Below are 20,127 nucleotides of genomic sequence, written 5' to 3'. Positions count from 1 at the left end.
GGGAAGAATGAAATCTCTATGGAAAAAATATAAACAAAACAAATTTGCGCAGGGAATTCTTCTCCTCTTTTACATCGGGATTACATCATTAAGTCTATTTATGGCTCAAAAATCAGTTACAGCGTTCCTACTTCTTTTATCGTCGCTGTTACTTTTATATTTTACAAATTTCAAGAACCTCACAAAATGGTTAATTGCGGGAATTGTGCTTGTGTTTTTACTTCCCTTCACTGCAAGTAACGGAGATGCCTATCAATCCTATATGGAAGTGGCAACACTGGTCGGAATCTATATTTCTATGGCTCTCGGATTAAATATTGTAGTGGGGATGGCAGGTCTTCTTGATTTGGGGTTTATCGCCTTCTTCGCAGTAGGCGCCTACACTTATGGGATTTTTGCTACAGCCCAAGCATCCAATTTTATGCCTTTTGGAACGTTTCCTCTATCAGGTGAAAGCTTTTGGATCTTTATCTTAATTGGCTGCTTTGTCGCCGCTTTATTTGGCCTTCTTCTTGGCATACCGGTCCTCCGGGTTAAAGGCGATTATTTAGCAATCGTCACCTTAGGTTTTGGCGAGATTATTAGAATTATTTTTAATAATCTTGATCGCCCGCTTAATATAACCAATGGTGCAATGGGGATTCCTTCTGTCACGCCGCCCCGCTTGTTTGGAATCGATTTTCTTTACCCAAGCCAATTTTATTACATTGTCCTAGTGATTTTATTATTCACTATATTTACAGTTCGCCGTTTTGAGCATTCAAAAATCGGCCGTTCGTGGAAAGCTGTCAGGGAAAATGAAATAGCGGCCCAAGCGATGGGTGTACCATTAGTGCGGACAAAACTAATGGCATTTGCGATTGGTGCTTCCTTTTCGGGAATGATGGGTGTCGTTTTTGCTGCAAAACAGGCCTTTGTCGATCCGACCAGCTTCACTCTCTTAGAGTCGATTACGATTTTGGTCATGGTCATCTTGGGCGGGATGGGCAGTGTACCAGGCGTCATTCTTGGTGCGGCGGTTATGACCATCCTCAATCTTCAAGTATTAACAGAAGTGACCAATTGGTTGAATCAACTAAATTCGACGGGTACCTTTTCCATCCCGGACGCACTATCTCCTTCTAAAATGCAGCGGCTTATTTTCGGTCTGCTACTAATCCTGTTTGCTTTATATCGACCTAAAGGGCTCTTGCCCGCAAAAAACCATGTCTATAATGAAAAGGAATTACAAGAGGGAAGCAGGAAGGAAAATGCTGGGGATCTGGAAATTAAGCCTGAACATTCGCAAATCGAGAAAGCTCAGGAGGTTTAGCGTATGTCTATTTTAGAAGTTCAAAATCTTACGAAGAAATTTGGCGGGATCACAGCCAATCAAGATGTATCGATGACAGTGGAAAAAAACTCAATAACAGCCGTTATTGGACCAAACGGGGCAGGGAAAACAACCTTTTTTAATATGATTACAGGGGTGTATCAGCCAACTTCCGGGATGATTTTACTTGAAAACGAAAAATTGAATGGTTTAAAACCGCATGAGGTGTCCAAAAAAGGCATCGCAAGAACCTTTCAAAATATCCGCTTGTTTAGTGAAATGTCCGTGCTTGAAAATGTGCTTGTTGGCATGCATACACATATAAAAGCAGGTCTTGTCGGCATTTTATTCAATCTTCCTGCGATTCGGAAGGAAGAGAAAGCTTCCGAAGTGAAAGCGTATCAATTATTGGAATATGTCGGACTGGCCCCGCTTTTAAATGAAAAAGCATGTAATTTAAGTTACGGGGCACAACGAAGGCTGGAAATCGCAAGAGCTCTTGCTGCCAAACCAAAGGTCTTATTATTAGACGAGCCTGCGGCTGGGATGAATCCAAAAGAAACGAACGAACTTACTCAGTTGATAAAGAGAATAAGACATGAATACAATCTTACCGTTATTTTAATTGAGCATGATATGAAGCTTGTAATGGAAATTTCAGAACATATCGTTGTATTGGATCACGGCGAAAAAATTGCAGAAGGAAAGCCTGAAGACATTCGAAACAATCCTAAGGTGATTGAAGCATACCTAGGAACGGGAGTTGTTCAGGCAGTATAGGGGGGCAGGTTGATGCTGCAATTAAAAAATGTTGAATCCTTTTATGGGGGTATTCAGGCTTTAAAATCTATCGACGTTGCAGTGGAAAAGGGAGAAATTGTAACGCTAATTGGCAGTAATGGGGCTGGAAAATCAACCACTTTAAAATCGATAAGTGGTCTTGTGAAGGTGAAAACGGGGAATATCCTATATAATGGACGAGAAATTTCGAACAAACCAGCACATGAGGTGACGCTTTTGGGAATTGCTCATGTTCCTGAAGGCAGAAGGATTTTCCCAAAACTTACGGTTAAGGAAAACCTGCTGATTGGCGCATTTTCTGTGAAAAATAAACAGGTAATTCAGGAAAGAATAGAAAAGGTTTTTCACTATTTCCCTAAACTAAAAAGCAGGCTCGACCAAAAGGGCGGAACGATGAGCGGTGGTGAGCAGCAAATGCTTGCCATCGGAAGAGCGCTAATGATGAAACCTGATTTATTAATGCTCGATGAGCCTTCAATGGGGCTCGCACCTATCATTGTTGAACAAATTTTTGAAATCATAAAGGAACTGAACCAAGAAGGGATAACCATTCTACTTGTGGAGCAGAATGCATATCAAGCATTGCAAATTGCCGATAGGGGTTATGTCATTCAAACGGGAGAAATTCGCCTGCATGGAAACGGCCAGGATTTGATTATGAATGAAGAAGTCCGCGAAGCCTACTTGGCATAATGAAATTTTAGCATTTTTTCTTCCCAAAAATTTAATGCCCACACAAAGAGGATTCTTTTACATAAGATATTCAGAATCAACTAGGAGGTGGATTAAATGGATGGTGCAGCAGGCTTTGGCGGAGGATTTGCCTTAGTTGTAGTTTTATTCATTCTGCTTATAATCATCGGTGCAAGCTTTATCGGTGGTGGCTGTTTTTATTAAATGACCAACTTGTTAATTTTAATTTAAGCCGAATAGGGATTGTATCTGGCAATCCCTGTTTTCTTTAGCTTTAGGAAAATGCCTAATTTTCTGTCTTTCTCTTTTTATGGTATGCGAAAGTTGTCCAATGGTTATAGGCAAATTGACTATGATCTCAAAATAGGGCATCCAATCCAGAAAGCGGTATGGCCATTCTAGCTTTATTCATCTGTTTGTATAATCCGAATCTTACCTGTTGAATGATACTTAAAATAGTTGAAGACCTCCAGCTGATATCCCGCATCGCTAGGAATAGAAAAAGTGTGAACAAATTCACCTTCAGCATGGTCGCCGTAAAAAATGATACTGTCAAAATATTGAATAGAAGTTCCTAGGTTGCTCATTTTTACGATGGAATACTTAATGGGCCAGGAATGATTGTGTGTAATTTGCGACCCAGTAATGGTAATCGATTTATTTTCGATTGCAAACTTTGAACTGAAGAAAAAAGGAGTATCAATACCTAGTCCCCATTTTATATACCCCTGGTCTTTCCTTACTAGCTTTTTTAACCTCCAAAGCTGGAGCCTTTCGTTCATTCTTCGGAAATAGTGGCTCGAGGAACCAAAAAACCCTTTTATCCCATTATTCTCTCTCCCTCTTTACATAATTACCTTACTGTATTATTTGCATAATGTCATGGAATGGTAACGGCATTACCCCAGCTTGTCAGCTTTTTTTGGACAAATTCTCTATACAAGTTCTGTTAAAAAAAGGGCTGTGTTAAAGAACATTGTTGATTTTGAGAAAATGTTGATTGGAGTGGAAGGCGCGAGACTCCTGCGGGAGCAGCGGGACAGGTGAGACCCCGCAGGCGCTTTAGCGCCGAGGAGGCTCACCGCCCGCCCCGCGGAAAGCGAAGCGCCTGGAACGGAAATCAACATTCACTTTTAACAGAGCAAAAAAAAGAATAAATTTTCCACTCCTGCGCAAGCTAATAAAAAAATAAAGGAGTGTGAGAGTTATGAAGAAAATAATCATGTTACTCACTTTACTAATCCCAATTAGCTTTACTGCTTTTGGGCATGTCAACGCCAGTCATTTATTAGATGCCAAGGCTAATCGAATTACGGAAAAAGAAGCAGGAGAAATCGCTCTAAAAAAGGTAAAAGGTGAAATTATCCACGTAAAATTAGAAGTGGACGATGGAAGAGAGCATTATGAAGTGAAGATTAAAAACGCCGGGACTTTTTATGAAGTGGAAATTGACGCAAAGACTGGTCAGGTTTTAGAAGTTGAGAAAGAAGGGTCACATCGTGGTGACGATGACAGCCATGATGACGATGACAGCCATGGTGACGATGACAGGCATGGTGATGATGACGGCCATGATGGGGATGACGACCATTTAGATGATTAACAGTAATTCTCTTAAAGTTGCATGTCAAATCTGACATGCAACTTTATAAATTGTATAGAAGGAGAAATTGGATGGTAAAAAAGTGTGCGTTTATCCTATTTTTTTTCATTAGCTATTTATCAGCCGTCTTACCTTCCTTTGCAGAGTTTGATAATAAAGAAAATGAAGAACAGTCCAATATAGACACAACAAAGAAACTGCAAGAATGGAAGGAAATAGATAAAGAAGGGGTCTTAGATCCGTTTAAAATGCACCAAGAACAAGAGAGTACTGATTCGGATTTAGATTGCACAAAAAATATTCGCTATACGGTAGCGCAAAAAAAACGTCTTGATCAAATTTATCATCGGATTTATATGGATTATATTGACCTGATAGAAACCTACGCCTGGGGAGGGGCAATGACTCAGGATCAAAAACTGATTCGCTATAAAATGTTAAGAAACTACATTCTTACTTTTCAGAAAAGAAATTACAAATGGTGCAGTGAGTATGAAGAAGATGAATGGGAAGAAGAGTGGTTTAATAGTGATAATGATTAAAAGTCATTTTTAACAATTAATTTTATACCATCTAAGCATTTCTTTGTTTTAAGAGAATATATTAGGATAAAAAGAAGTGATGAAAATGGTATATGTTGCTGTTGGCTTTGGAGGAGTGATTGGTGCAATTTCACGATTTCTTTTAGATTCTTTGATTTCTCGTACGGTCCTTCCTCCTTCCTCAGGAATCCTCATTGTTAATCTTTTGGGGTGTTTTATCATTGGTTTTTTCTTAGCGTTGAAATCACACCGTTTCTCTGCCATATTTCGGATTGGATTTGTAACAGGATTTGTCGGTTCATTTACTACATTTTCCTCTTTTAGCCTGAAAGCTTTAGAGTTATTTATGAAATGGGGAATCCGGACGAGCCTTCTTTATAGTACTCTTACGATCATTGGCGGGTATTGTTTTGTTCACCTAGGACAATCAGTGGCCGCAAAAATAGAGGAAGGGTAACGAATATGGTTAAAGCACTTCTAGTAATCGGTTCAGGAGGATTTCTTGGGGCTATCTTTCGCTATTATCTTAGTAATATTTTTTCGAAATGGACGTTTTTTTCGATTCCAACAGGTACATACATAATTAATGTTTCCGGTTCTTTGGCAATCGGATTCATTTACGGTGCTAATTATTTTTCAGATAGTCAAATCAATTTCTTATCTATCGGTTTTCTCGGAGCGTTTACAACGTTCTCTACCTTTAATTATGAATTACTTCAATTAATCGAAGGGAAAAAGAATCTCCAATTTTTTGTATACGGTGCTTTGATGTACGTCTCGAATTTACTGGCATGTTTTTGGGGATATTGGTGGGGGAAATAACCGGTGGGAAAGAAGGATAGCAAGAAAGGAAGGTTTCCTAGAAAGTCTAGGAAACCTTTTTAATTTATAAAAAAGCGACTGCATTTTTTTGTTTTGCAGGAAACGCTTTCATGTTTGTCGAAATATAGGACTATAGTAGGGGAGGGTTTGATGATGAGTTTGCAGACGGTTCATTCGACAAATATGATGGTTACTGATAAAAAATCTTGTATCCTTTGCGGTAAAGACTTTGAGTATGCTGCAATCGTTAGTGGAGCTGATTTTGAAGAACAGCGGTCAATTCATGTCGGGAAAGTGGTTACTGATCAAGTGGTTATTCTTAAAAAGAGTTTTGCTAATCATAATAAGCTACAAATTGTTGATGTTGAGATTACTGCTAGATGTCCTTATTGTCATTCTAACAATCGATTTAATCGTTTTGTAACTGTGGAAAATCCTATTAAGGAGTCGTAAACTGTAACAGGAGTACTTAAAAAAAGATTGCAAATTATACATTGCAATCTTTTTTTGCTAATGCAAATTTCCGTCAACATATTTCCCATAATCAGGAATGGCAATCCGGTCAAATTCATTTGCCAGTTTCCTTAAGCCAGTTGTTAATGGTTCCCCTGATATCGGTAAGCCATGTCCCGTTACGGCAACAGAGGGATTAAGCGCTTCTAGTTTTTTTACTGATTTCCAAGCTGTCTGCCAGTCTGTCGTAAGGTATCTCGGCGGACCGTTCATTTCTTGTTGCTGGGTCAAGACCTTATACAATGAGTCCTGTTTAACCGTTACAAAGGCATCCCCAACAATTAATGCTCGGTCTTCTTCTCTAAAAAAAGAAACGTGTCCCGGTGAGTGGCCAGGTGTATGAATCCATTTGTACCCTGGCAAATGAGGAATGCTTCCGTCGTGAGGAAGTTGATTTACATGATTTCCTAAATTGATTGGTTCATTAGGGAATAGCGGCGACATTTTTGCGACCATCCCGCCTTCTACTGTTGAATCAGGTTCTGGGTAACTTTTTTCCCCTGTTAGAAACGGCAATTCCATTTCGTGAGCATATACTGGGATTTGCCAATGTTCCACCAACTCGATAATTGCCCCAACATGATCAAAGTGGCCATGAGTCAGGATAATCGCTTTCGGGCGGCAATCAGTTCCAAAACGTTCTTCAGTAACCGAGATAATTTCAGCGGCTGATCCGGGCATACCGGCGTCTACCAACACAAACTCTTTCGTTTCCGGGTTCCCCACTAAACAAATATTTACAATCTGAATGGTATGGCAGTATAAATCAGCAAGGACATTCCTTCCGACTCCACTCCCGATGGAAGTGGCAGGGATATATTTATAATCACTTCCATAAGACATCTCTTTATCCATTGAAAAAACCCCCTTGTCATATTAAGGTATGTTTATGACTAGTTTTTTCATCGTGTGTTCCATTTATTCAATAAGTCACCTAAAGGGGGCGGTTAGGATGAGAAATAATCGTAGGTGGTTACGGATGTGGAGGATATTGTCTTTTGCATTTTCTGTTTTTATTCGAGTGTATTGGTATCGAATCTTTAAAAAGTCACAGTCCGAACGGGAAAAGCTATGGGGGAATATTGGACAGGAATTTCGTCAGACTTTATTTAAGTTAGAGGGATTATTAATCAAGGTTGGGCAATTTTTAAGTATTCGGTCCGATTTGCTTCCAGCTAGTTTTATTAATCAAATTCAGGATTTAGTTGACCAAGTACCGGCCACTCCTTGGGAAGAAATTAAACTTGAATTGGAAAGGGAATGGGGAGGACCAATTGAGGACATATTGGCTTCAATTGATTCAAAAGTAGTGGCTTCTGCATCCATTGGAGAAGTTTACCGCGGCAAATTAAAGGACGGAACCAAAGTAGCGGTAAAGGTGCAGCGTCCAGAGATACGTTCGATTATTCGAACTGATTTTCGTTCATTGGCCATAATTATTTGGTTTGCAGATCACTTTGCCCCTGTTCCTAAAGGGTTTATCAATTTTAAAATGGTGTTCCAAGAGTTAAAAACGGTAATTGAAAGAGAAGTAGATTTTATGAAAGAAATGGAAACCGTTATTCATTTCCGACAGCGGTTCCAGGCCTTTCCCAAGCTTCATATCCCAAGGGTTTATCCTGACCTTTGTACATCAAAAGTGTTGGTATTGGAATGGGTTGATGCGGTTAGAATTACCGAGGTAGATTTTTTAAATCGCTTTTCGATTGACAGGGTAGAATTATCACAGCGGTTATTTCGATTATTTATTCCCCAATGGTTAGAGGCAGGGATTTTTCATGCGGACCCACATGCAGGAAATGTCTTAATAAAGTCGGATGGTACCCTTGTCCTGCTTGATTTTGGGATGGTGGGTGAAATTTCTAAGAAGGATGCTATGAATTTTCAAGATTTAATCCAGGCAATATTTGCGAAGAATTATTCATTGGCAGTAATAGTATTGATGGATTTAGGCTTTTTTCTTCCAGATGCAAACCCAAAAACAATAGAACCGCTATTTAAAGAAGCCCTTTCCATTGATCTTAACGAGTTGAAAGAAATGGATCTTTTTCAAGTGAAAAGGGATCTTAACGAGATGATTAAATTGCTGCCAATTCAAGTGCCAACACGGTTTGTTTTCTTGGGCCGTTCATTTGTAACTGTTGAGGGGATCCTCCATACAGTTAACCCCAATCAAGAATTTTTGGAGATTGCAAAACCTGCGTTTATCGATTGGTTAAAACAAGGTAATCAAAATAAATGGAAGCTACTATGGAAATGGATCCAAGCTCAGCCCGTTTTTCAAATCTTCCAATCTATTACTGATTTACTAGAAACTCCAAAGCGACTCCTTGAGCAAAAGGAAAGGCAGCAGCAAAGGGAGTTTTATTTTTCAATCTTTGAAAATCAAAAAAAGCAGTCTTTTTTCTTGGGTGTCCTAGGGGGAGTGGGCGGCTTTTCCGGACTCTATATGAATGATCCGCTAATTTCACAAATCGCGGCAGGTATCGTTGGCATTTCAGTAATTTTCTATGTGATATGCAGTGTGAGGCAAAAAAAATGGCTGAAGAATTATGAAAAGCTTAATCGTAAACAGCTTTGAGAAAAATAAAGATGCTATTGGTTAGCAAAACATTGAAAATTAATCTTTTTTGTGCCCGAGAAGGCAGTTTTTTTTCTTACACGGTCACAATTAATTTTTTTGTACCCATGAAAAACATTTTTCCCCTTATATGGGCAAAAATATACACAAAAAAAGGTGACTCAATCAATTGTACTTAACGAACTTAGGATTGGTCACCTTAAATATTAATTAAGTTACTATCTCGGTTCAACTAAAGCGGCGAATTGATTGATTGTTGTGGAGTTGGATATACGCACACGGCGCATATGCAGGAATTCATCGGACTCGCCTTTTTCGATAAATTGTCCCGGCTTTGTTGTAGTTGCAAATTTGTAATACTTTTTCGTTTCCTCAACGACCTGGTCATTGAAATGACCATATGGATAGGCAATCGCAATAACAGGCTTACCGGTGATTTGCTCGATTTTTTCCTTCGAAGCATTCAATTCTTGCTCGTAATTCGTTATTTCTGGGAGATCTGCATGTGACATCGTGTGGGATTGGATTGAGAAAATCCCTGAATTCATCATTTCTTTTATATCTTCTGTTGACAGCCGGTAAGGACCGCTGTCAATCGCGCCTGCGATGACATATTCAGTTGCTGCAGGCTGAAACTGGTCATCTTTCAATTCCTCAAGAATTCGAAAGGCATTTAGGTTGTTTTTCATCCCATCATCGAAAGTGACGAGGATCGGTTTATTTACTTTATTGACTTCATCCCAGCGTTCAAACGTGAGAAGAGTGTAATCCTTATCCTTTAAATAGCTCATTTGTGCTTTGAAATTGGCAGGAGTAACGAATAAATCCTTTAACCCCACACCATTATATTCATCAATCGCATGATACATCAGAATGGGCACATGCTGTTGAAATGTCAAACTTGATTTTGCAAGCAGTACTTGAGTCCCATCTTCATTTACCCCGTATGCCTCAACCTGATATTCACCCCGAGATCCCGAAAATTCCTTTATATCAAATAAGAACGAAAAGTCATTTTCCTTTTGGGAAGATGTAAACATCTTTATACCTTCTTTACCTTCAGCAGTCCGCCATATTTGGTAATTGATTTCGGAAACATCGCTTTTTCTTTCTACTGTTGAAAGGACTGCATGAGTAGAATCAAAAGAAATTGGACTAATGGCAATCGTTGCTTGGGGCTCAAAAACGGGAATTCTTTTAATCTTTGGCGATACCTTGCTCATTTTCATTGTTATTTTTGAATTTGCTGCAGGCAGGTCTTCTTTAAGACTGCTCGCATTTGCTTCCTTTAAACTACAGCCGGATAATAATAAAGTGAAAATAAGAGCAAAATATAGTAGTTTCTGCATTTCATCCATCCTTGAATAATAGTTATCTCGGACAATATCATACCATTTGCCTATGCGGAAGAAAAGATAATTAATAATTGTTTAATAGTAATAGTTTGCATTTTTTTCTTAAAAATATGAGCTGTAATTTTTGTATCCTTGTGTAATATTTGCCAAATGGAATTCAGCTTAAACGGACTGATTTTTTGTATTAATATTGAAATAATAGTGTAAATGGGAGACAGGAATTGAATAAGCTGTTATTATTTCTGAGGGAAGTAAAATCTTTATCAATATTAGGAGTGTTGTCAGATGTTTACGGACACAACAAGAACTGAACAAGATTTCTTAGGGAGCAAGGAGATACCAGTCGAGGCCTATTATGGCATTCAGACCTTGAGGGCAGTTGAAAATTTCCCGATAACAAGCTATCGCATTCACGATGAGTTAATCAGGGCACTTGCAATGGTTAAAAAAGCGGCAGCCATTGCAAATATGAATACGAAGCGGTTGTATAGTGGTCTGGGAAATGTAATGTGTCAAGCAGCCGATGAAATCATTGAAGGTAATTGGCATGAACAATTCATTGTTGACCCCATCCAAGGCGGAGCAGGGACATCGATGAACATGAATGCAAATGAAGTGATTGCGAACCGTGCCCTTGAATTGCTCGGACATGAAAAAGGCACGTATATGCATTTAAGTCCTAATAGCCATGTTAATATGTCGCAATCGACAAATGATGTGTTTCCTACAGCCATACATATTGCAACACTTAAGCTTCTCGAAAAATTGCTTAATACGATGAATGACATGCATCAGGTTTTCAAAGGCAAAGCAAAGCAATTTGAAAACGTTATTAAAATGGGGCGCACCCATCTTCAAGATGCTGTGCCAATTCGACTTGGCCAAGAATTTGAGGCATACAGCAGGGTGCTGGAACGGGATATGAAGCGGATTCAATCATCAAAAGGGAATTTGTTCGAAGTCAATATGGGAGCCACAGCCGTCGGAACAGGATTAAATGCAGACCCAAAATATATTAAAGATGTCGTTGAACAGCTTGCGCAAATTAGTGGATTACCCTTGGTCAATGCTGAGCATCTCGTTGATGCTACTCAAAACACGGACGCTTATACTGAAGTTTCTGCGGCATTAAAAGTTTGTATGATGAATATGTCGAAAATAGCTAATGACCTCCGGCTGATGGCTTCGGGTCCACGTGCAGGACTAGCTGAGATTACTCTTCCGGCTCGCCAGCCCGGTTCATCCATTATGCCGGGTAAAGTAAACCCAGTCATGCCGGAACTTATTAATCAAATAGCCTTCCAAGTGATTGGAAACGATCATACCATCTGCCTGGCTTCTGAAGCAGGTCAGCTGGAATTAAACGTTATGGAGCCTGTATTAGTCTTTAACTTGCTTCAATCGATTAGTATTATGAACAACGGATTCCGCTCATTTACCGACCATTGTCTCTCTGGTATTGAAGCAAATGAAGTCCGGCTAAAAGAATATGTAGAAAAAAGCGTAGGCATTATCACGGCCGTAAATCCGCATTTAGGTTACGAAGTGGCGGCCCGGATTGCAAGAGAGGCAACTATCACTGGTAAATCTGTTAGAGAATTATGCTTGAAGTATGATGTATTATCTGAAGAAGAGCTAGATCTAATATTAAATATCTATGAAATGACCAAACCAGGAATTGCTGGTGCTGCTCTTTTGGAAAGAGATTAATCAAATACAGAAAAAAAGAATCAGTAGGACATACCCATCCGTGGTATGTCCTATTGATTCTTAACTTATTATTTCTTTTCATGAATAGTCCGATAAATTTGCGTATACATACTTCCTTCCGCAATATTTTCTAGAAAAAAATCACCAATTAGTTTAATATATTCTTCATCGTCGAACATCTTTTTATTTTGTAATTCCATTTCTGCTAAACCTTCATATGTTGCAAGCAGAGCATAAGTGTGGTCTCTCCCAGAAACTGGTGCTAATAATTCGACCTTATGATCATAATTTTCATTTCTAAATTTTTTTATCTCTTTTAAATTTTCAATCCCCTCTTTGAATTTATCTTGCTTAATCACAAACGTCTGGTAGACAAAAACGGACAATTTCTGGACACCCCCAAATAATTAAACAAACATACCTATACTATTTACGTAATCAAACTATTTATTCAATAGTTTGCTTCAATTAATTTCCAGTAAATTTATTAGGTAAAAAATAAATCAAAAGTACTAGTTTGAAATTTATAGCAGGAAAGTGGAAATTAAAATGGAATAGAATAGGTTAATCAATGAAACGAAAGTCCATGTGAAGACGTCTAAAGAATAAAAGGAAAAATACGGTTTACATTAAAAGGAGAATAGTTAGGGGAAAATGGCAAAGTTTACTTGGGCAATTTCATTACTGGTGGTAGGTAGTTTATTAGGTTTAGCTGGCTGCGCTGAACAGACGACGATAGAAAAGCAAGCAAAAGCATCGGAACTGCAGCAGAAAAAGGAAGAGAAAAAGGAGAAAGCTAAGAAAAAAGAAGAAGAAAAGCCTGTTATCGTTAATATAATCGACCCAAATACGAAAGACGTTATTAAAACCTTTACTCCGAAGGATTTTGGATTTGCCATCGATACTGAAAAGTATAAATCCGAAATCGGCAAATGGGCAAAGGAACTTGCTAGAGGGACAAAAGAAATACCCGGATATGACAAGCGGATGATTCTTGATAAACTCGATGCAAATGGTCAGGTTGTAAAAGGGACTCCTCAAACCATTCTTGACGAAGCCGAGTTAATCGAAAAAGTACTTCAAGCTTCTGAAAAGGGCGGAAATGTAGAAATTCCCCTCTATGTCACAGCAAGTGGTTATAACCTTGAGGAGGCAGCCAATTTGGGAGAGGTGGTTGTTGCTTCCTATACCACCTATTTTAGTAGCAGTGTAGCCGGAAGAACTAAAAATATTGCCTTATCAGCAGAGGCCATCAATAATGTGATCCTCGGCAGCCAGGACTCTTTCTCGTTTAATACAACGGTAGGACCGAGTGATGCAGAACATGGGTATCAACCAGCACCGGAAGCCGTTGAGGGAAAATTAGTAGATGGGATTGGAGGCGGAATTTGCCAGACCTCGTCTACCTTGTATAATGCGATTGATCAATTAGCTGTTGGTTATATTGAAAAACATAACCATTCGCTCCATGTTGGCTATGTTCCTACGGGAAGAGACGCCACGGTCTCCTATGGAGGTTTGGATTTTAGATTTAAAAACACAACGGGCGTACCCATTCTCTTAAAAGCAATTGTCAAAAAAGGATCACTTACCGTCGAGGTAAGAACATCAAAAGCATATCAAAGCGTAATTAAGAAGCGTGGTTGAAATCAGCTAGATAAAAAAAGGACATGTGTCAATTAATATAGTTGATAAATTAAATCACCGATTACTGATGGGGGAAACAAACTTTGAATAAATCAACCATAGAATGTATTAATGAAATGGTATTTATGGATAAACTTAATTTGTTTGAGAAACCAGATGCTATCCTATATCACCCAGGTCACTTTCCAGAACTTAACGAGCAATTTTTGGATTACTATAAAAAATCTGGAGCAAATATCATATTGATTCCTGGGGTTTTCAATAATTTCTTGAATAATAATGAATATAATTTTTTTGCTCCCCTTTTGATAAATCAAGGTGTCGAAGAAGAAAAACTAGTCCGAATTTATAGTGATGATGAAATTAATAGTGTGAATGATGTTATTAAAGCAGCTTTTATTTTCCTCAATAAAACAAACCATAAAAATATCTTATTAGCAGGAAAATCTTTCTTTTGTAAACGATTTTATTTCCTGGCTTCCTTATATGCAAATGAAGATAAAGTTCTAGATATATTGCCACTTCAGGATAATAGAGGAATCACCCCTAATATGTGGACTCAAAGTGAAAAAGGTAGGGCTAGGGTATTAAACGAGATTGAGCAATTTGCAAAAATTACAAAGGAAAAAATTATTAATAAAGTTACTTCTTAGTTGGAATTAAAGCTAAAGCTGGCCTTAGTTTAAATATAGCCGTACCATATGAAAGTCAAAAAGCTTGAGGTTGAAAATAAAATTCGCCTCAAGCTTTTTATGTGTTAAGTATCTTGTTATTTATTCTGCTAACGTATAAGTTATTTAAACTGTGATTTTGGGTTTTTTCCACGTTATCAGAACTACTTAGATCAAATAAAGGTCCTTTTTTATTTTTATTGCATCTCTTCCCAATCCGTGTAATGGCCGCTGCCTTGACAACTCGGGCATTCGAAGGAATTAAAGTAAGCAAATTCATTATAAGGGTACACGGTATAGCCTCGGCCTTGACAATCAGGACATTTGCCTTGGTCTTTCATTGTCGAGACATGATTTTGGTACCTTGTTTCTTTCCATTGATTAAATGAGTTGAGTAGTCCCATTTTCTTCACCTCATCATTTTTTTCATAGTATGATGATAAAATGGAATTATTATACTTGGCAGCCTATATTTCATTTCGGAATACTAATGAATTCCACTTTTTCATTCAAATACTATTTGATAATAATATATTTTATGAAAAAACCGCTAAATTTGTGAGGATTATCAAGTGTTTTTGCCGATGGATAATGTCTTAGAAAACCCCAAATACTAAAGAAAAGAGGTGATATTTATGGGTAAATGGAATAGGCAAGCTGCACCTAATAATAATTTAGCGCCGAAGACAATCAAGACTGGAGAATTAGTTGAGAATGAGGCAAAACATGAGTTTTCGGAGGAATTATCTGACGGCGGCGAACGGGATCAATACATTGAGCGTCAGAAGAACAATCTCAAAATGAAATAGTAGTTGATCAGCAGTGACGATGCATAAATCGTCACTATTTTTTTAAAAGACTTTACAAAATATTTGTGACGGTGTAGAATTTCTATGTACCTAATATACCTAGGTAGGTGAGAAAATGTTTAATCGTGAGTTGGTAAAAGGCAGTACATCACTAATCCTCCTTCAATTATTAAATGAGAGGGATATGTATGGTTATGAATTAGTCAAAGAATTAGAGAAGCGCAGTGACAATGGCTTGAGCGTGAAAGAAGGGACATTATATCCTGCGCTCCATAAACTCGAAAAGCAAGAGTACATCGAATGCTATTGGCAGGAGCAGGAGAAAGGTCCGGCGCGTAAATATTACCGGATTACCCTGGCAGGAAAAGAATTATTAGATGAAAAAACACGTGAATGGCGGGACTTTGTTCAAGTAATGAACAAGGTGATTGGGAGAACGAAGCATGGACCAGCCGAAGAATAGGTTTCTCGAAGAACTAGCGATCGGGCTTGGAAGCCATCCAGATAAAGAAAGTATCCTTCTTGAATATGAGTCGCACATAGATGAAATTATTATTGAATCCTTTGACTGTACGAACGAAGCGGAGATTACAGATAGAATTATTTCAAGACTGGGAAGCCCTGAAGAAATTACCGCCTTGTGGAAAGAAGAGCTAACTGTTACCCCGAGTAATATGAAGTGGCTGTTTATACTGCTTAATATCCTTTTTTTTGGCGGAGGCAGTTTATTAACACTGGCACATAATCTTTATCAATGGCAGTGGCTGTCGGCGATTTGGAATCAGTTAGCATCGATTCCTACCTTATTAGCCTTTTTGTATTTGTTTTTCTGGGCCTTGCTAGGATACGAAATCGGCAAAGGGTTTGGACACAGTGGGAGAAGGCTCTTAAGAAAGACATTTTTGCTTGCACTCATTCCAAATATAGTGCTAATGCTATTAGTCGTTTTTAAGATTATACCGCATTCGTGGTTCGCTCCGTTATTAACCAAAACGTTTATCATTGCTTGTATCATTTTTACTGGTATCCTTTACCCAGTAAGCTGGATTGGCTACCGCTGGGGGCGGAAAGCTTCGATATAGGCAGTTTTTTTTGCAAATATACCTAGTAAAACTATATATATAGAAATTCTACATTAAAAGAGGGATGAATATGGAAATGAAAATTGGTAAATTAGATTGGCTCTTTTTAGTTTTGTGCCTGCTGCTCGGTATTTTAGCGGAGGAAGCTTTTTTTCGTGATAAAATTGGAATTTCCTATTTCGTGTTTATTTTAGCTTTCTACGCCGTATTTATGTGGCGCTATCGACGCTTTCCATTTTCCCATCAGCGAATCGGGTACTTGGTTATTTGCTGTATTTGGCTGCTCTCGGCAAGCTATTTCTTAAATGACAATCTGTTTTTTTACGCCCTTAATATTTTGGTGATTCCTTGCTTAGTTCTATTTCATCTTGTCTTAGTTACGAGTCCAAAAACCTTTAAATGGAACCAGTCGGCATTTGTCAGCTATTTTTTCACAAGGCTTTTAGATGCTGTAAAATATAACGCTGCTTTTGCCGGTCTATTTGGAAAAGGTTTGAAGCAGGGAGTTGCCGAGGATAAATTAATCATCTGGAAAAAAGTAATGATTGGTGTATTGATTTCCGTTCCAGTGTTGTTAATCGTCTTAAGATTGCTTATGTCGGCAGATACACAGTTTGAACGATTAATTGGCAATATTCCAGATTGGTTCCATATTTTTGATACGGAAGGGGTTATCCGATTTATCATTATCCTCTTCTGTACTGCAGCCTTCTTTGGCTTCATGCAGGTGCTGATTAAAAAACAAATAAAGGTAATGAAGCAGCAAACAGATCATCAAGTGGTTCAACTCGATTCGATTATCACAATAACCGTGCTCATTTTAATCAATACGGTTTATGTATTATTTACACTTGTCCAGTTTAAGTATTTCTTCAGCGGTACTTTGCAGGGAGACTTTACTTACGCAGAATACGCTCGTAAAGGATTCTTTGAACTTTTATTTGTTACACTCATCAATTTGTCGATAACCGTGGCTGTGCTAACCTTTGTTAATCGGACAACGAGTCTCATGAAACGATTGACACAAGTCATGCTAACTGTTCTCGTCCTGGCAAGTTCGGTGATGTTAAGTTCTGCCTTTTTACGGTTAAGTTTGTATGAGGACGCGTATGGCTTTTCTTTCATCAGGGTCCTCGTCCATTCCTTTATGATTTTTCTAGCGGTCATCTTTACCTATACATTGGTGAAAATTTGGATTGAGAAGCTGTCATTGTTGCACTTCTATTTCATTTCTTCATTAATATACTTTACGGTGATAACGGTCATTGATTTAGACAAAATTGTCGTTAAAGAAAATCTTAATCGCTATGAGGTCAGCGGGAAAATTGATGTTCACTATCTAAACCATTTATCGTCAACAGGTGTACTTGGATTAATCGAGCTTTATGAAAAGGATAAGCATATCCCCGAGTTAGAAACGATTTTGCTTGAGCGGCAAGACGAAGCCAAATCAGACAGCCATGCTTGGCAATCTTATAATCTAAAACGAACTCAAGTTACAGAAAAATTACTAAATCTCCAACTAAACTAAGAACGAAATGGCATGCGAGTAATTTGCATGCTTTTTCTATTTTTTGAAACTTATTTCCTTTATTTCCGTCTAATAAAATTGAGAATATTTCCAAAAGGCAGATTACGATTATTGAGGGGGAAAAGAGATAATGAATTTAAATTTTTCGCGGGGTGTAAAATGAAACGGTTGATAAGTGCACTTTTTAGAATAGCTTTGGTCCTTTCCGGGTTTCTCTTTATTTTTAATCTTCCTTTAATACTGGGAATCGGAGTGGATTCGGTAGAAATTCATTTCGATCAGTTTTGGGAGGTTGTAAAGAATAACCTTCAATTTTTATTTCAAATAAGGGATGACATGTATTTAAGCTTATTTAAACAACTGGATATAACGGGAAGCTATCAGTATACCATGTCTATCCTGATTATTAGCCTTACCAGTATCATCCTAATTGCGATGGTTACAATGATTTTGATTATGATGGCCCCGGAAAAGGTTAGAAATTTCATGAAAAATGGTGTCAATTTTTTCGAGGCGGTACCTGATTTACTTATTATTTTTCTGTTTCAGTTTTTTGTTATCACACTTTATAAAGCTACAGGATTCAAGTTTTTACGGCTATACGGAGTCTTTGGTGTGAAGCCGTATTTTATTCCAATTATTACAGTTTCTTTCCTGCCGCTGTTCCTGCTGTTACAATTTCTAATTCAGGTGATTACCGAGGAACAAAATCAGCTTTATGTTCAATATGTGAAAGCAAAGGGAATAGGGCGGTTAAGAACCTTACTCGTACATATGATTCGAAATATTTTACCGTTAATCGTTTTACAATTAAGAACTGTTATTTGGGTATTGTTATCGAATATTTATCTGGTCGAATATATGTTTAATATTAACGGATTTACTAAGCAGTTTGTGATTATCATTTATCAAGGCGGAGATTTTGCTTCGCTTGTTGCCTGTCTATTGATGTTATCCCTCCCGCTGCTGGTAATTGAGGCGGCAGGTTGGTTGGTTTCAAAACGGATTAAAGGGACGGAGGCGGTTAGTTTATGAGGCGTTATAAGAAGACAATCATCGGCTCTTCCTTACTGCTAATTATATTTTTGATGAGTTGTTTATACCCATTATATGGTCCGGCTGATTTTAATCATAAAGTATTGATTCACGATGAAAATGGGAGAGTAATCGACAGGGCTCCGTTTCCTCCATCAGAACAACATTGGCTTGGAACCACGCGTAATGGTGAGGATTTGCATTGGGTTTTACTCTATGGTGTGAAATTTACGTTAATTGCAGCTTTTAGCGTTGCCATTCTAAGAGTCATTTTTGGCGGGATTGTTGGGCTGATTATTTCACTTTGGGCGCCATTTTTAAAAAGGTATTTTAAAGACTTTTTCCTAACAATGCGTTATATTCCGTCCATCTTAATTGCGATTATATTGATGGTACCGATTAAGTTCCCAGATGGTGTTACCATATCTTCCATTGTTACCTATCAACTGATTATTTTAGTTTTTATTGGATTCCCTTCAGTTACTGTTTTTGCGGCAGATATAACAGATGAATTATTGAAAACTTCATTTGTTCAAAGTTCCTATTTAATGGGAGCGGGGAAACTCCATATTATTAAACGGCAATTGTTGCCATATATGCGCTCCTACGGAATCTTATTTACCGTTCAGCAGATTTTAAGTACACTGCAAATCATCATGCAGCTTAGTATTTTTGAACTTTTTCTTGGCGGGGCCAATCGGGCTGGGATATTTGGATATGATGACCCCTATGGAAGGCCCAAGCTAGCATCCTTATCTTATGATTGGGCAGGGTTAATCGGGCAGAATTTTACTGAGTTTACCCGAATGCCTTGGATTGTCTTCGCTCCATTAATGGGCTTTTTCCTTCTTATTTTGATTATCAATATGATCAAAAAGGAACTTGAGAATAATATTCACGGGTTAGCATTGATGAAATTGAAACGGAAAAGAAAGAAGGAAAAACCACTTCCAGCTGCTCAAACTCACACAGGTAAATTCGATTTTTTACATGATTGAAAATTTATCATAGCAATCAGGCATGCCGGTAAAATGGCAGGCCTTTTTGATTGCCAAAGACTGTGTTGCGATTTTTAGCGTTTATATAAATTAGGAATATTGCAAAAATACTAATTAAATGGTAAAAAGAGAGAGGACTAATTTTTTATTATATCTGAATTAATATTATTAAACTTTGAGAATTGTCTAGCTCCAGCACCCTAGCGGCTAATGTCCTTCGCTCTCCGCCCTACGATAAGTCAACATCGGTTCGCTCCGCTCACCGTGTTTCCTTTATCTCAGTTGGAGCGCTCCAGGCCATACGCCGCTGACCAGGGTGCTTGCGCTTTTCTTAAAATGTGGGGGATGAGATGAAACGTTTATTACGCTCGCTTATTAGAATAATTTTGATCCTTTTCGGATTCCTATTTATTTTCACGTTA

General features: G+C 38.1%; 24 protein-coding genes. 19 read left to right on the top strand and 5 right to left on the bottom strand.

The window, feature by feature from the left end:
- The first annotated feature begins 7 nt into the window (after positions 1-7).
- The 4 genes from ACIQCO_RS00595 to ACIQCO_RS00580 all read left to right on the top strand — a co-directional run bounded on the left by ACIQCO_RS00595 (position 8) and on the right by ACIQCO_RS00580 (position 3,010).
- On the top strand, positions 8-1,312 hold the full coding sequence (locus tag ACIQCO_RS00595; protein WP_400424526.1) for a branched-chain amino acid ABC transporter permease: 1,305 nt from the start codon (positions 8-10) through the stop codon (positions 1,310-1,312).
- 3 nt (positions 1,313-1,315) lie between these two features.
- The gene (locus tag ACIQCO_RS00590; protein WP_400424523.1) at positions 1,316-2,092 is read left to right on the top strand and encodes an ABC transporter ATP-binding protein; all 777 of its coding nucleotides are present in this window, start codon (positions 1,316-1,318) and stop codon (positions 2,090-2,092) included.
- A 12-nt stretch (positions 2,093-2,104) separates the two neighbouring features.
- On the top strand, positions 2,105-2,806 hold the full coding sequence (locus tag ACIQCO_RS00585) for an ABC transporter ATP-binding protein (protein WP_400424520.1): 702 nt from the start codon (positions 2,105-2,107) through the stop codon (positions 2,804-2,806).
- 96 nt (positions 2,807-2,902) lie between these two features.
- Positions 2,903-3,010 (top strand): YjcZ family sporulation protein, encoded by a 108-nt coding sequence (locus ACIQCO_RS00580; RefSeq protein WP_082804931.1) that lies wholly within the window; start codon positions 2,903-2,905, stop codon positions 3,008-3,010.
- Positions 3,011-3,210: 200 nt separating this feature from the next.
- On the opposite strand, the gene ACIQCO_RS00575 is transcribed toward ACIQCO_RS00580, so the two are convergent.
- Entirely contained in the window at positions 3,211-3,588 is a 378-nt protein-coding gene (locus ACIQCO_RS00575; RefSeq protein WP_400424516.1) for a hypothetical protein, read from the bottom strand.
- A 425-nt stretch (positions 3,589-4,013) separates the two neighbouring features.
- Here ACIQCO_RS00575 and ACIQCO_RS00570 point away from each other — a divergent pair, with 425 nt between their 5' ends.
- The 5 genes from ACIQCO_RS00570 to ACIQCO_RS00550 all read left to right on the top strand — a co-directional run bounded on the left by ACIQCO_RS00570 (position 4,014) and on the right by ACIQCO_RS00550 (position 6,226).
- Positions 4,014-4,409, top strand: a complete 396-nt coding sequence (locus ACIQCO_RS00570) for a PepSY domain-containing protein (protein WP_400424513.1) — start codon at positions 4,014-4,016, stop codon at positions 4,407-4,409.
- Positions 4,410-4,480: 71 nt separating this feature from the next.
- Positions 4,481-4,951: a DUF2680 domain-containing protein gene (locus ACIQCO_RS00565; protein WP_400424510.1), complete on the top strand. Its 471-nt coding sequence runs from the start codon at positions 4,481-4,483 to the stop codon at positions 4,949-4,951.
- Between the two features lie 79 nt (positions 4,952-5,030).
- Positions 5,031-5,408, top strand: coding sequence for a fluoride efflux transporter FluC (locus ACIQCO_RS00560; protein ID WP_400424508.1), 378 nt, complete (start codon positions 5,031-5,033; stop codon positions 5,406-5,408).
- A gap of 5 nt (positions 5,409-5,413) precedes the next feature.
- Positions 5,414-5,773, top strand: coding sequence for a fluoride efflux transporter FluC (locus ACIQCO_RS00555; RefSeq protein ID WP_400424505.1), 360 nt, complete (start codon positions 5,414-5,416; stop codon positions 5,771-5,773).
- Positions 5,774-5,926: 153 nt separating this feature from the next.
- Positions 5,927-6,226, top strand: a complete 300-nt coding sequence (locus tag ACIQCO_RS00550; RefSeq protein ID WP_400424503.1) for a hypothetical protein — start codon at positions 5,927-5,929, stop codon at positions 6,224-6,226.
- A 57-nt stretch (positions 6,227-6,283) separates the two neighbouring features.
- On the opposite strand, the gene ACIQCO_RS00545 is transcribed toward ACIQCO_RS00550, so the two are convergent.
- Positions 6,284-7,141, bottom strand: coding sequence for an MBL fold metallo-hydrolase (locus tag ACIQCO_RS00545; RefSeq protein WP_400424500.1), 858 nt, complete (start codon positions 7,139-7,141; stop codon positions 6,284-6,286).
- A gap of 97 nt (positions 7,142-7,238) precedes the next feature.
- On the opposite strand from ACIQCO_RS00545, the gene ACIQCO_RS00540 reads away from it, so the two are divergent.
- On the top strand, positions 7,239-8,867 hold the full coding sequence (locus ACIQCO_RS00540) for an ABC1 kinase family protein (RefSeq protein WP_400424498.1): 1,629 nt from the start codon (positions 7,239-7,241) through the stop codon (positions 8,865-8,867).
- Positions 8,868-9,085: 218 nt separating this feature from the next.
- Here ACIQCO_RS00540 and ACIQCO_RS00535 read toward each other — a convergent pair whose 3' ends face one another.
- Positions 9,086-10,216: a polysaccharide deacetylase family protein gene (locus tag ACIQCO_RS00535; protein ID WP_400424495.1), complete on the bottom strand. Its 1,131-nt coding sequence runs from the start codon at positions 10,214-10,216 to the stop codon at positions 9,086-9,088.
- 291 nt (positions 10,217-10,507) lie between these two features.
- Here ACIQCO_RS00535 and aspA point away from each other — a divergent pair, with 291 nt between their 5' ends.
- The gene (aspA, locus tag ACIQCO_RS00530; protein ID WP_400424494.1) at positions 10,508-11,932 is read left to right on the top strand and encodes an aspartate ammonia-lyase; all 1,425 of its coding nucleotides are present in this window, start codon (positions 10,508-10,510) and stop codon (positions 11,930-11,932) included.
- A gap of 68 nt (positions 11,933-12,000) precedes the next feature.
- Here aspA and ACIQCO_RS00525 read toward each other — a convergent pair whose 3' ends face one another.
- Positions 12,001-12,318, bottom strand: a complete 318-nt coding sequence (locus tag ACIQCO_RS00525; RefSeq protein ID WP_400424491.1) for a hypothetical protein — start codon at positions 12,316-12,318, stop codon at positions 12,001-12,003.
- 268 nt (positions 12,319-12,586) lie between these two features.
- On the opposite strand from ACIQCO_RS00525, the gene ACIQCO_RS00520 reads away from it, so the two are divergent.
- Positions 12,587-13,579 (top strand): VanW family protein, encoded by a 993-nt coding sequence (locus tag ACIQCO_RS00520; RefSeq protein WP_400424488.1) that lies wholly within the window; start codon positions 12,587-12,589, stop codon positions 13,577-13,579.
- Between the two features lie 83 nt (positions 13,580-13,662).
- A complete protein-coding gene (locus ACIQCO_RS00515; protein WP_400424486.1) occupies positions 13,663-14,232 on the top strand; it encodes a hypothetical protein in 570 nt (189 codons plus the stop codon).
- A 215-nt stretch (positions 14,233-14,447) separates the two neighbouring features.
- On the opposite strand, the gene ACIQCO_RS00510 is transcribed toward ACIQCO_RS00515, so the two are convergent.
- Positions 14,448-14,654, bottom strand: coding sequence for a methionine aminopeptidase (locus ACIQCO_RS00510; protein ID WP_082804930.1), 207 nt, complete (start codon positions 14,652-14,654; stop codon positions 14,448-14,450).
- A 231-nt stretch (positions 14,655-14,885) separates the two neighbouring features.
- Here ACIQCO_RS00510 and ACIQCO_RS00505 point away from each other — a divergent pair, with 231 nt between their 5' ends.
- The 6 genes from ACIQCO_RS00505 to ACIQCO_RS00480 all read left to right on the top strand — a co-directional run bounded on the left by ACIQCO_RS00505 (position 14,886) and on the right by ACIQCO_RS00480 (position 19,705).
- Positions 14,886-15,059, top strand: a complete 174-nt coding sequence (locus tag ACIQCO_RS00505) for a hypothetical protein (protein ID WP_400424483.1) — start codon at positions 14,886-14,888, stop codon at positions 15,057-15,059.
- A 115-nt stretch (positions 15,060-15,174) separates the two neighbouring features.
- Positions 15,175-15,522, top strand: coding sequence for a PadR family transcriptional regulator (locus ACIQCO_RS00500; RefSeq protein WP_400424480.1), 348 nt, complete (start codon positions 15,175-15,177; stop codon positions 15,520-15,522).
- Entirely contained in the window at positions 15,503-16,141 is a 639-nt protein-coding gene (locus tag ACIQCO_RS00495) for an HAAS signaling domain-containing protein (protein WP_400424477.1), read from the top strand. Before ACIQCO_RS00500 ends, ACIQCO_RS00495 begins: the two co-directional genes overlap by 20 nt.
- Positions 16,142-16,211: 70 nt before the next feature.
- Entirely contained in the window at positions 16,212-17,672 is a 1,461-nt protein-coding gene (locus ACIQCO_RS00490; protein WP_400424474.1) for a DUF4153 domain-containing protein, read from the top strand.
- A gap of 159 nt (positions 17,673-17,831) precedes the next feature.
- On the top strand, positions 17,832-18,707 hold the full coding sequence (locus tag ACIQCO_RS00485) for an ABC transporter permease subunit (protein ID WP_400424471.1): 876 nt from the start codon (positions 17,832-17,834) through the stop codon (positions 18,705-18,707).
- Positions 18,704-19,705, top strand: a complete 1,002-nt coding sequence (locus ACIQCO_RS00480) for an ABC transporter permease (RefSeq protein WP_400424469.1) — start codon at positions 18,704-18,706, stop codon at positions 19,703-19,705. The genes ACIQCO_RS00485 and ACIQCO_RS00480 overlap by 4 nt, the downstream gene beginning before the upstream one ends.
- Positions 19,706-20,127 lie beyond the last annotated feature (422 nt).

It is taken from the genome of Neobacillus sp. NPDC093127, from assembly GCF_044754175.1.
Lineage (GTDB): Bacteria > Bacillota > Bacilli > Bacillales > Cytobacillaceae > Neobacillus.
The sequence above is the reverse complement of the archived record's forward strand: the minus strand, read 5'-3'. Positions and strand labels throughout refer to the sequence as shown.

Coding starts and splice junctions, on each gene's coding strand:
- ACIQCO_RS00595 (WP_400424526.1), top strand. CDS start 8: ATGAAATCTCTATGGAAAAAATATAAACAAAACAAATTTGCGCAGGGA.
- ACIQCO_RS00590 (WP_400424523.1), top strand. CDS start 1,316: ATGTCTATTTTAGAAGTTCAAAATCTTACGAAGAAATTTGGCGGGATC.
- ACIQCO_RS00585 (WP_400424520.1), top strand. CDS start 2,105: ATGCTGCAATTAAAAAATGTTGAATCCTTTTATGGGGGTATTCAGGCT.
- ACIQCO_RS00580 (WP_082804931.1), top strand. CDS start 2,903: ATGGATGGTGCAGCAGGCTTTGGCGGAGGATTTGCCTTAGTTGTAGTT.
- ACIQCO_RS00575 (WP_400424516.1), bottom strand. CDS start 3,588: ATGAACGAAAGGCTCCAGCTTTGGAGGTTAAAAAAGCTAGTAAGGAAA.
- ACIQCO_RS00570 (WP_400424513.1), top strand. CDS start 4,014: ATGAAGAAAATAATCATGTTACTCACTTTACTAATCCCAATTAGCTTT.
- ACIQCO_RS00565 (WP_400424510.1), top strand. CDS start 4,481: ATGGTAAAAAAGTGTGCGTTTATCCTATTTTTTTTCATTAGCTATTTA.
- ACIQCO_RS00560 (WP_400424508.1), top strand. CDS start 5,031: ATGAAAATGGTATATGTTGCTGTTGGCTTTGGAGGAGTGATTGGTGCA.
- ACIQCO_RS00555 (WP_400424505.1), top strand. CDS start 5,414: ATGGTTAAAGCACTTCTAGTAATCGGTTCAGGAGGATTTCTTGGGGCT.
- ACIQCO_RS00550 (WP_400424503.1), top strand. CDS start 5,927: ATGAGTTTGCAGACGGTTCATTCGACAAATATGATGGTTACTGATAAA.
- ACIQCO_RS00545 (WP_400424500.1), bottom strand. CDS start 7,141: ATGGATAAAGAGATGTCTTATGGAAGTGATTATAAATATATCCCTGCC.
- ACIQCO_RS00540 (WP_400424498.1), top strand. CDS start 7,239: ATGAGAAATAATCGTAGGTGGTTACGGATGTGGAGGATATTGTCTTTT.
- ACIQCO_RS00535 (WP_400424495.1), bottom strand. CDS start 10,216: ATGCAGAAACTACTATATTTTGCTCTTATTTTCACTTTATTATTATCC.
- aspA (WP_400424494.1), top strand. CDS start 10,508: ATGTTTACGGACACAACAAGAACTGAACAAGATTTCTTAGGGAGCAAG.
- ACIQCO_RS00520 (WP_400424488.1), top strand. CDS start 12,587: ATGGCAAAGTTTACTTGGGCAATTTCATTACTGGTGGTAGGTAGTTTA.
- ACIQCO_RS00510 (WP_082804930.1), bottom strand. CDS start 14,654: ATGGGACTACTCAACTCATTTAATCAATGGAAAGAAACAAGGTACCAA.
- ACIQCO_RS00505 (WP_400424483.1), top strand. CDS start 14,886: ATGGGTAAATGGAATAGGCAAGCTGCACCTAATAATAATTTAGCGCCG.
- ACIQCO_RS00500 (WP_400424480.1), top strand. CDS start 15,175: ATGTTTAATCGTGAGTTGGTAAAAGGCAGTACATCACTAATCCTCCTT.
- ACIQCO_RS00495 (WP_400424477.1), top strand. CDS start 15,503: ATGGACCAGCCGAAGAATAGGTTTCTCGAAGAACTAGCGATCGGGCTT.
- ACIQCO_RS00490 (WP_400424474.1), top strand. CDS start 16,212: ATGGAAATGAAAATTGGTAAATTAGATTGGCTCTTTTTAGTTTTGTGC.
- ACIQCO_RS00485 (WP_400424471.1), top strand. CDS start 17,832: ATGAAACGGTTGATAAGTGCACTTTTTAGAATAGCTTTGGTCCTTTCC.
- ACIQCO_RS00480 (WP_400424469.1), top strand. CDS start 18,704: ATGAGGCGTTATAAGAAGACAATCATCGGCTCTTCCTTACTGCTAATT.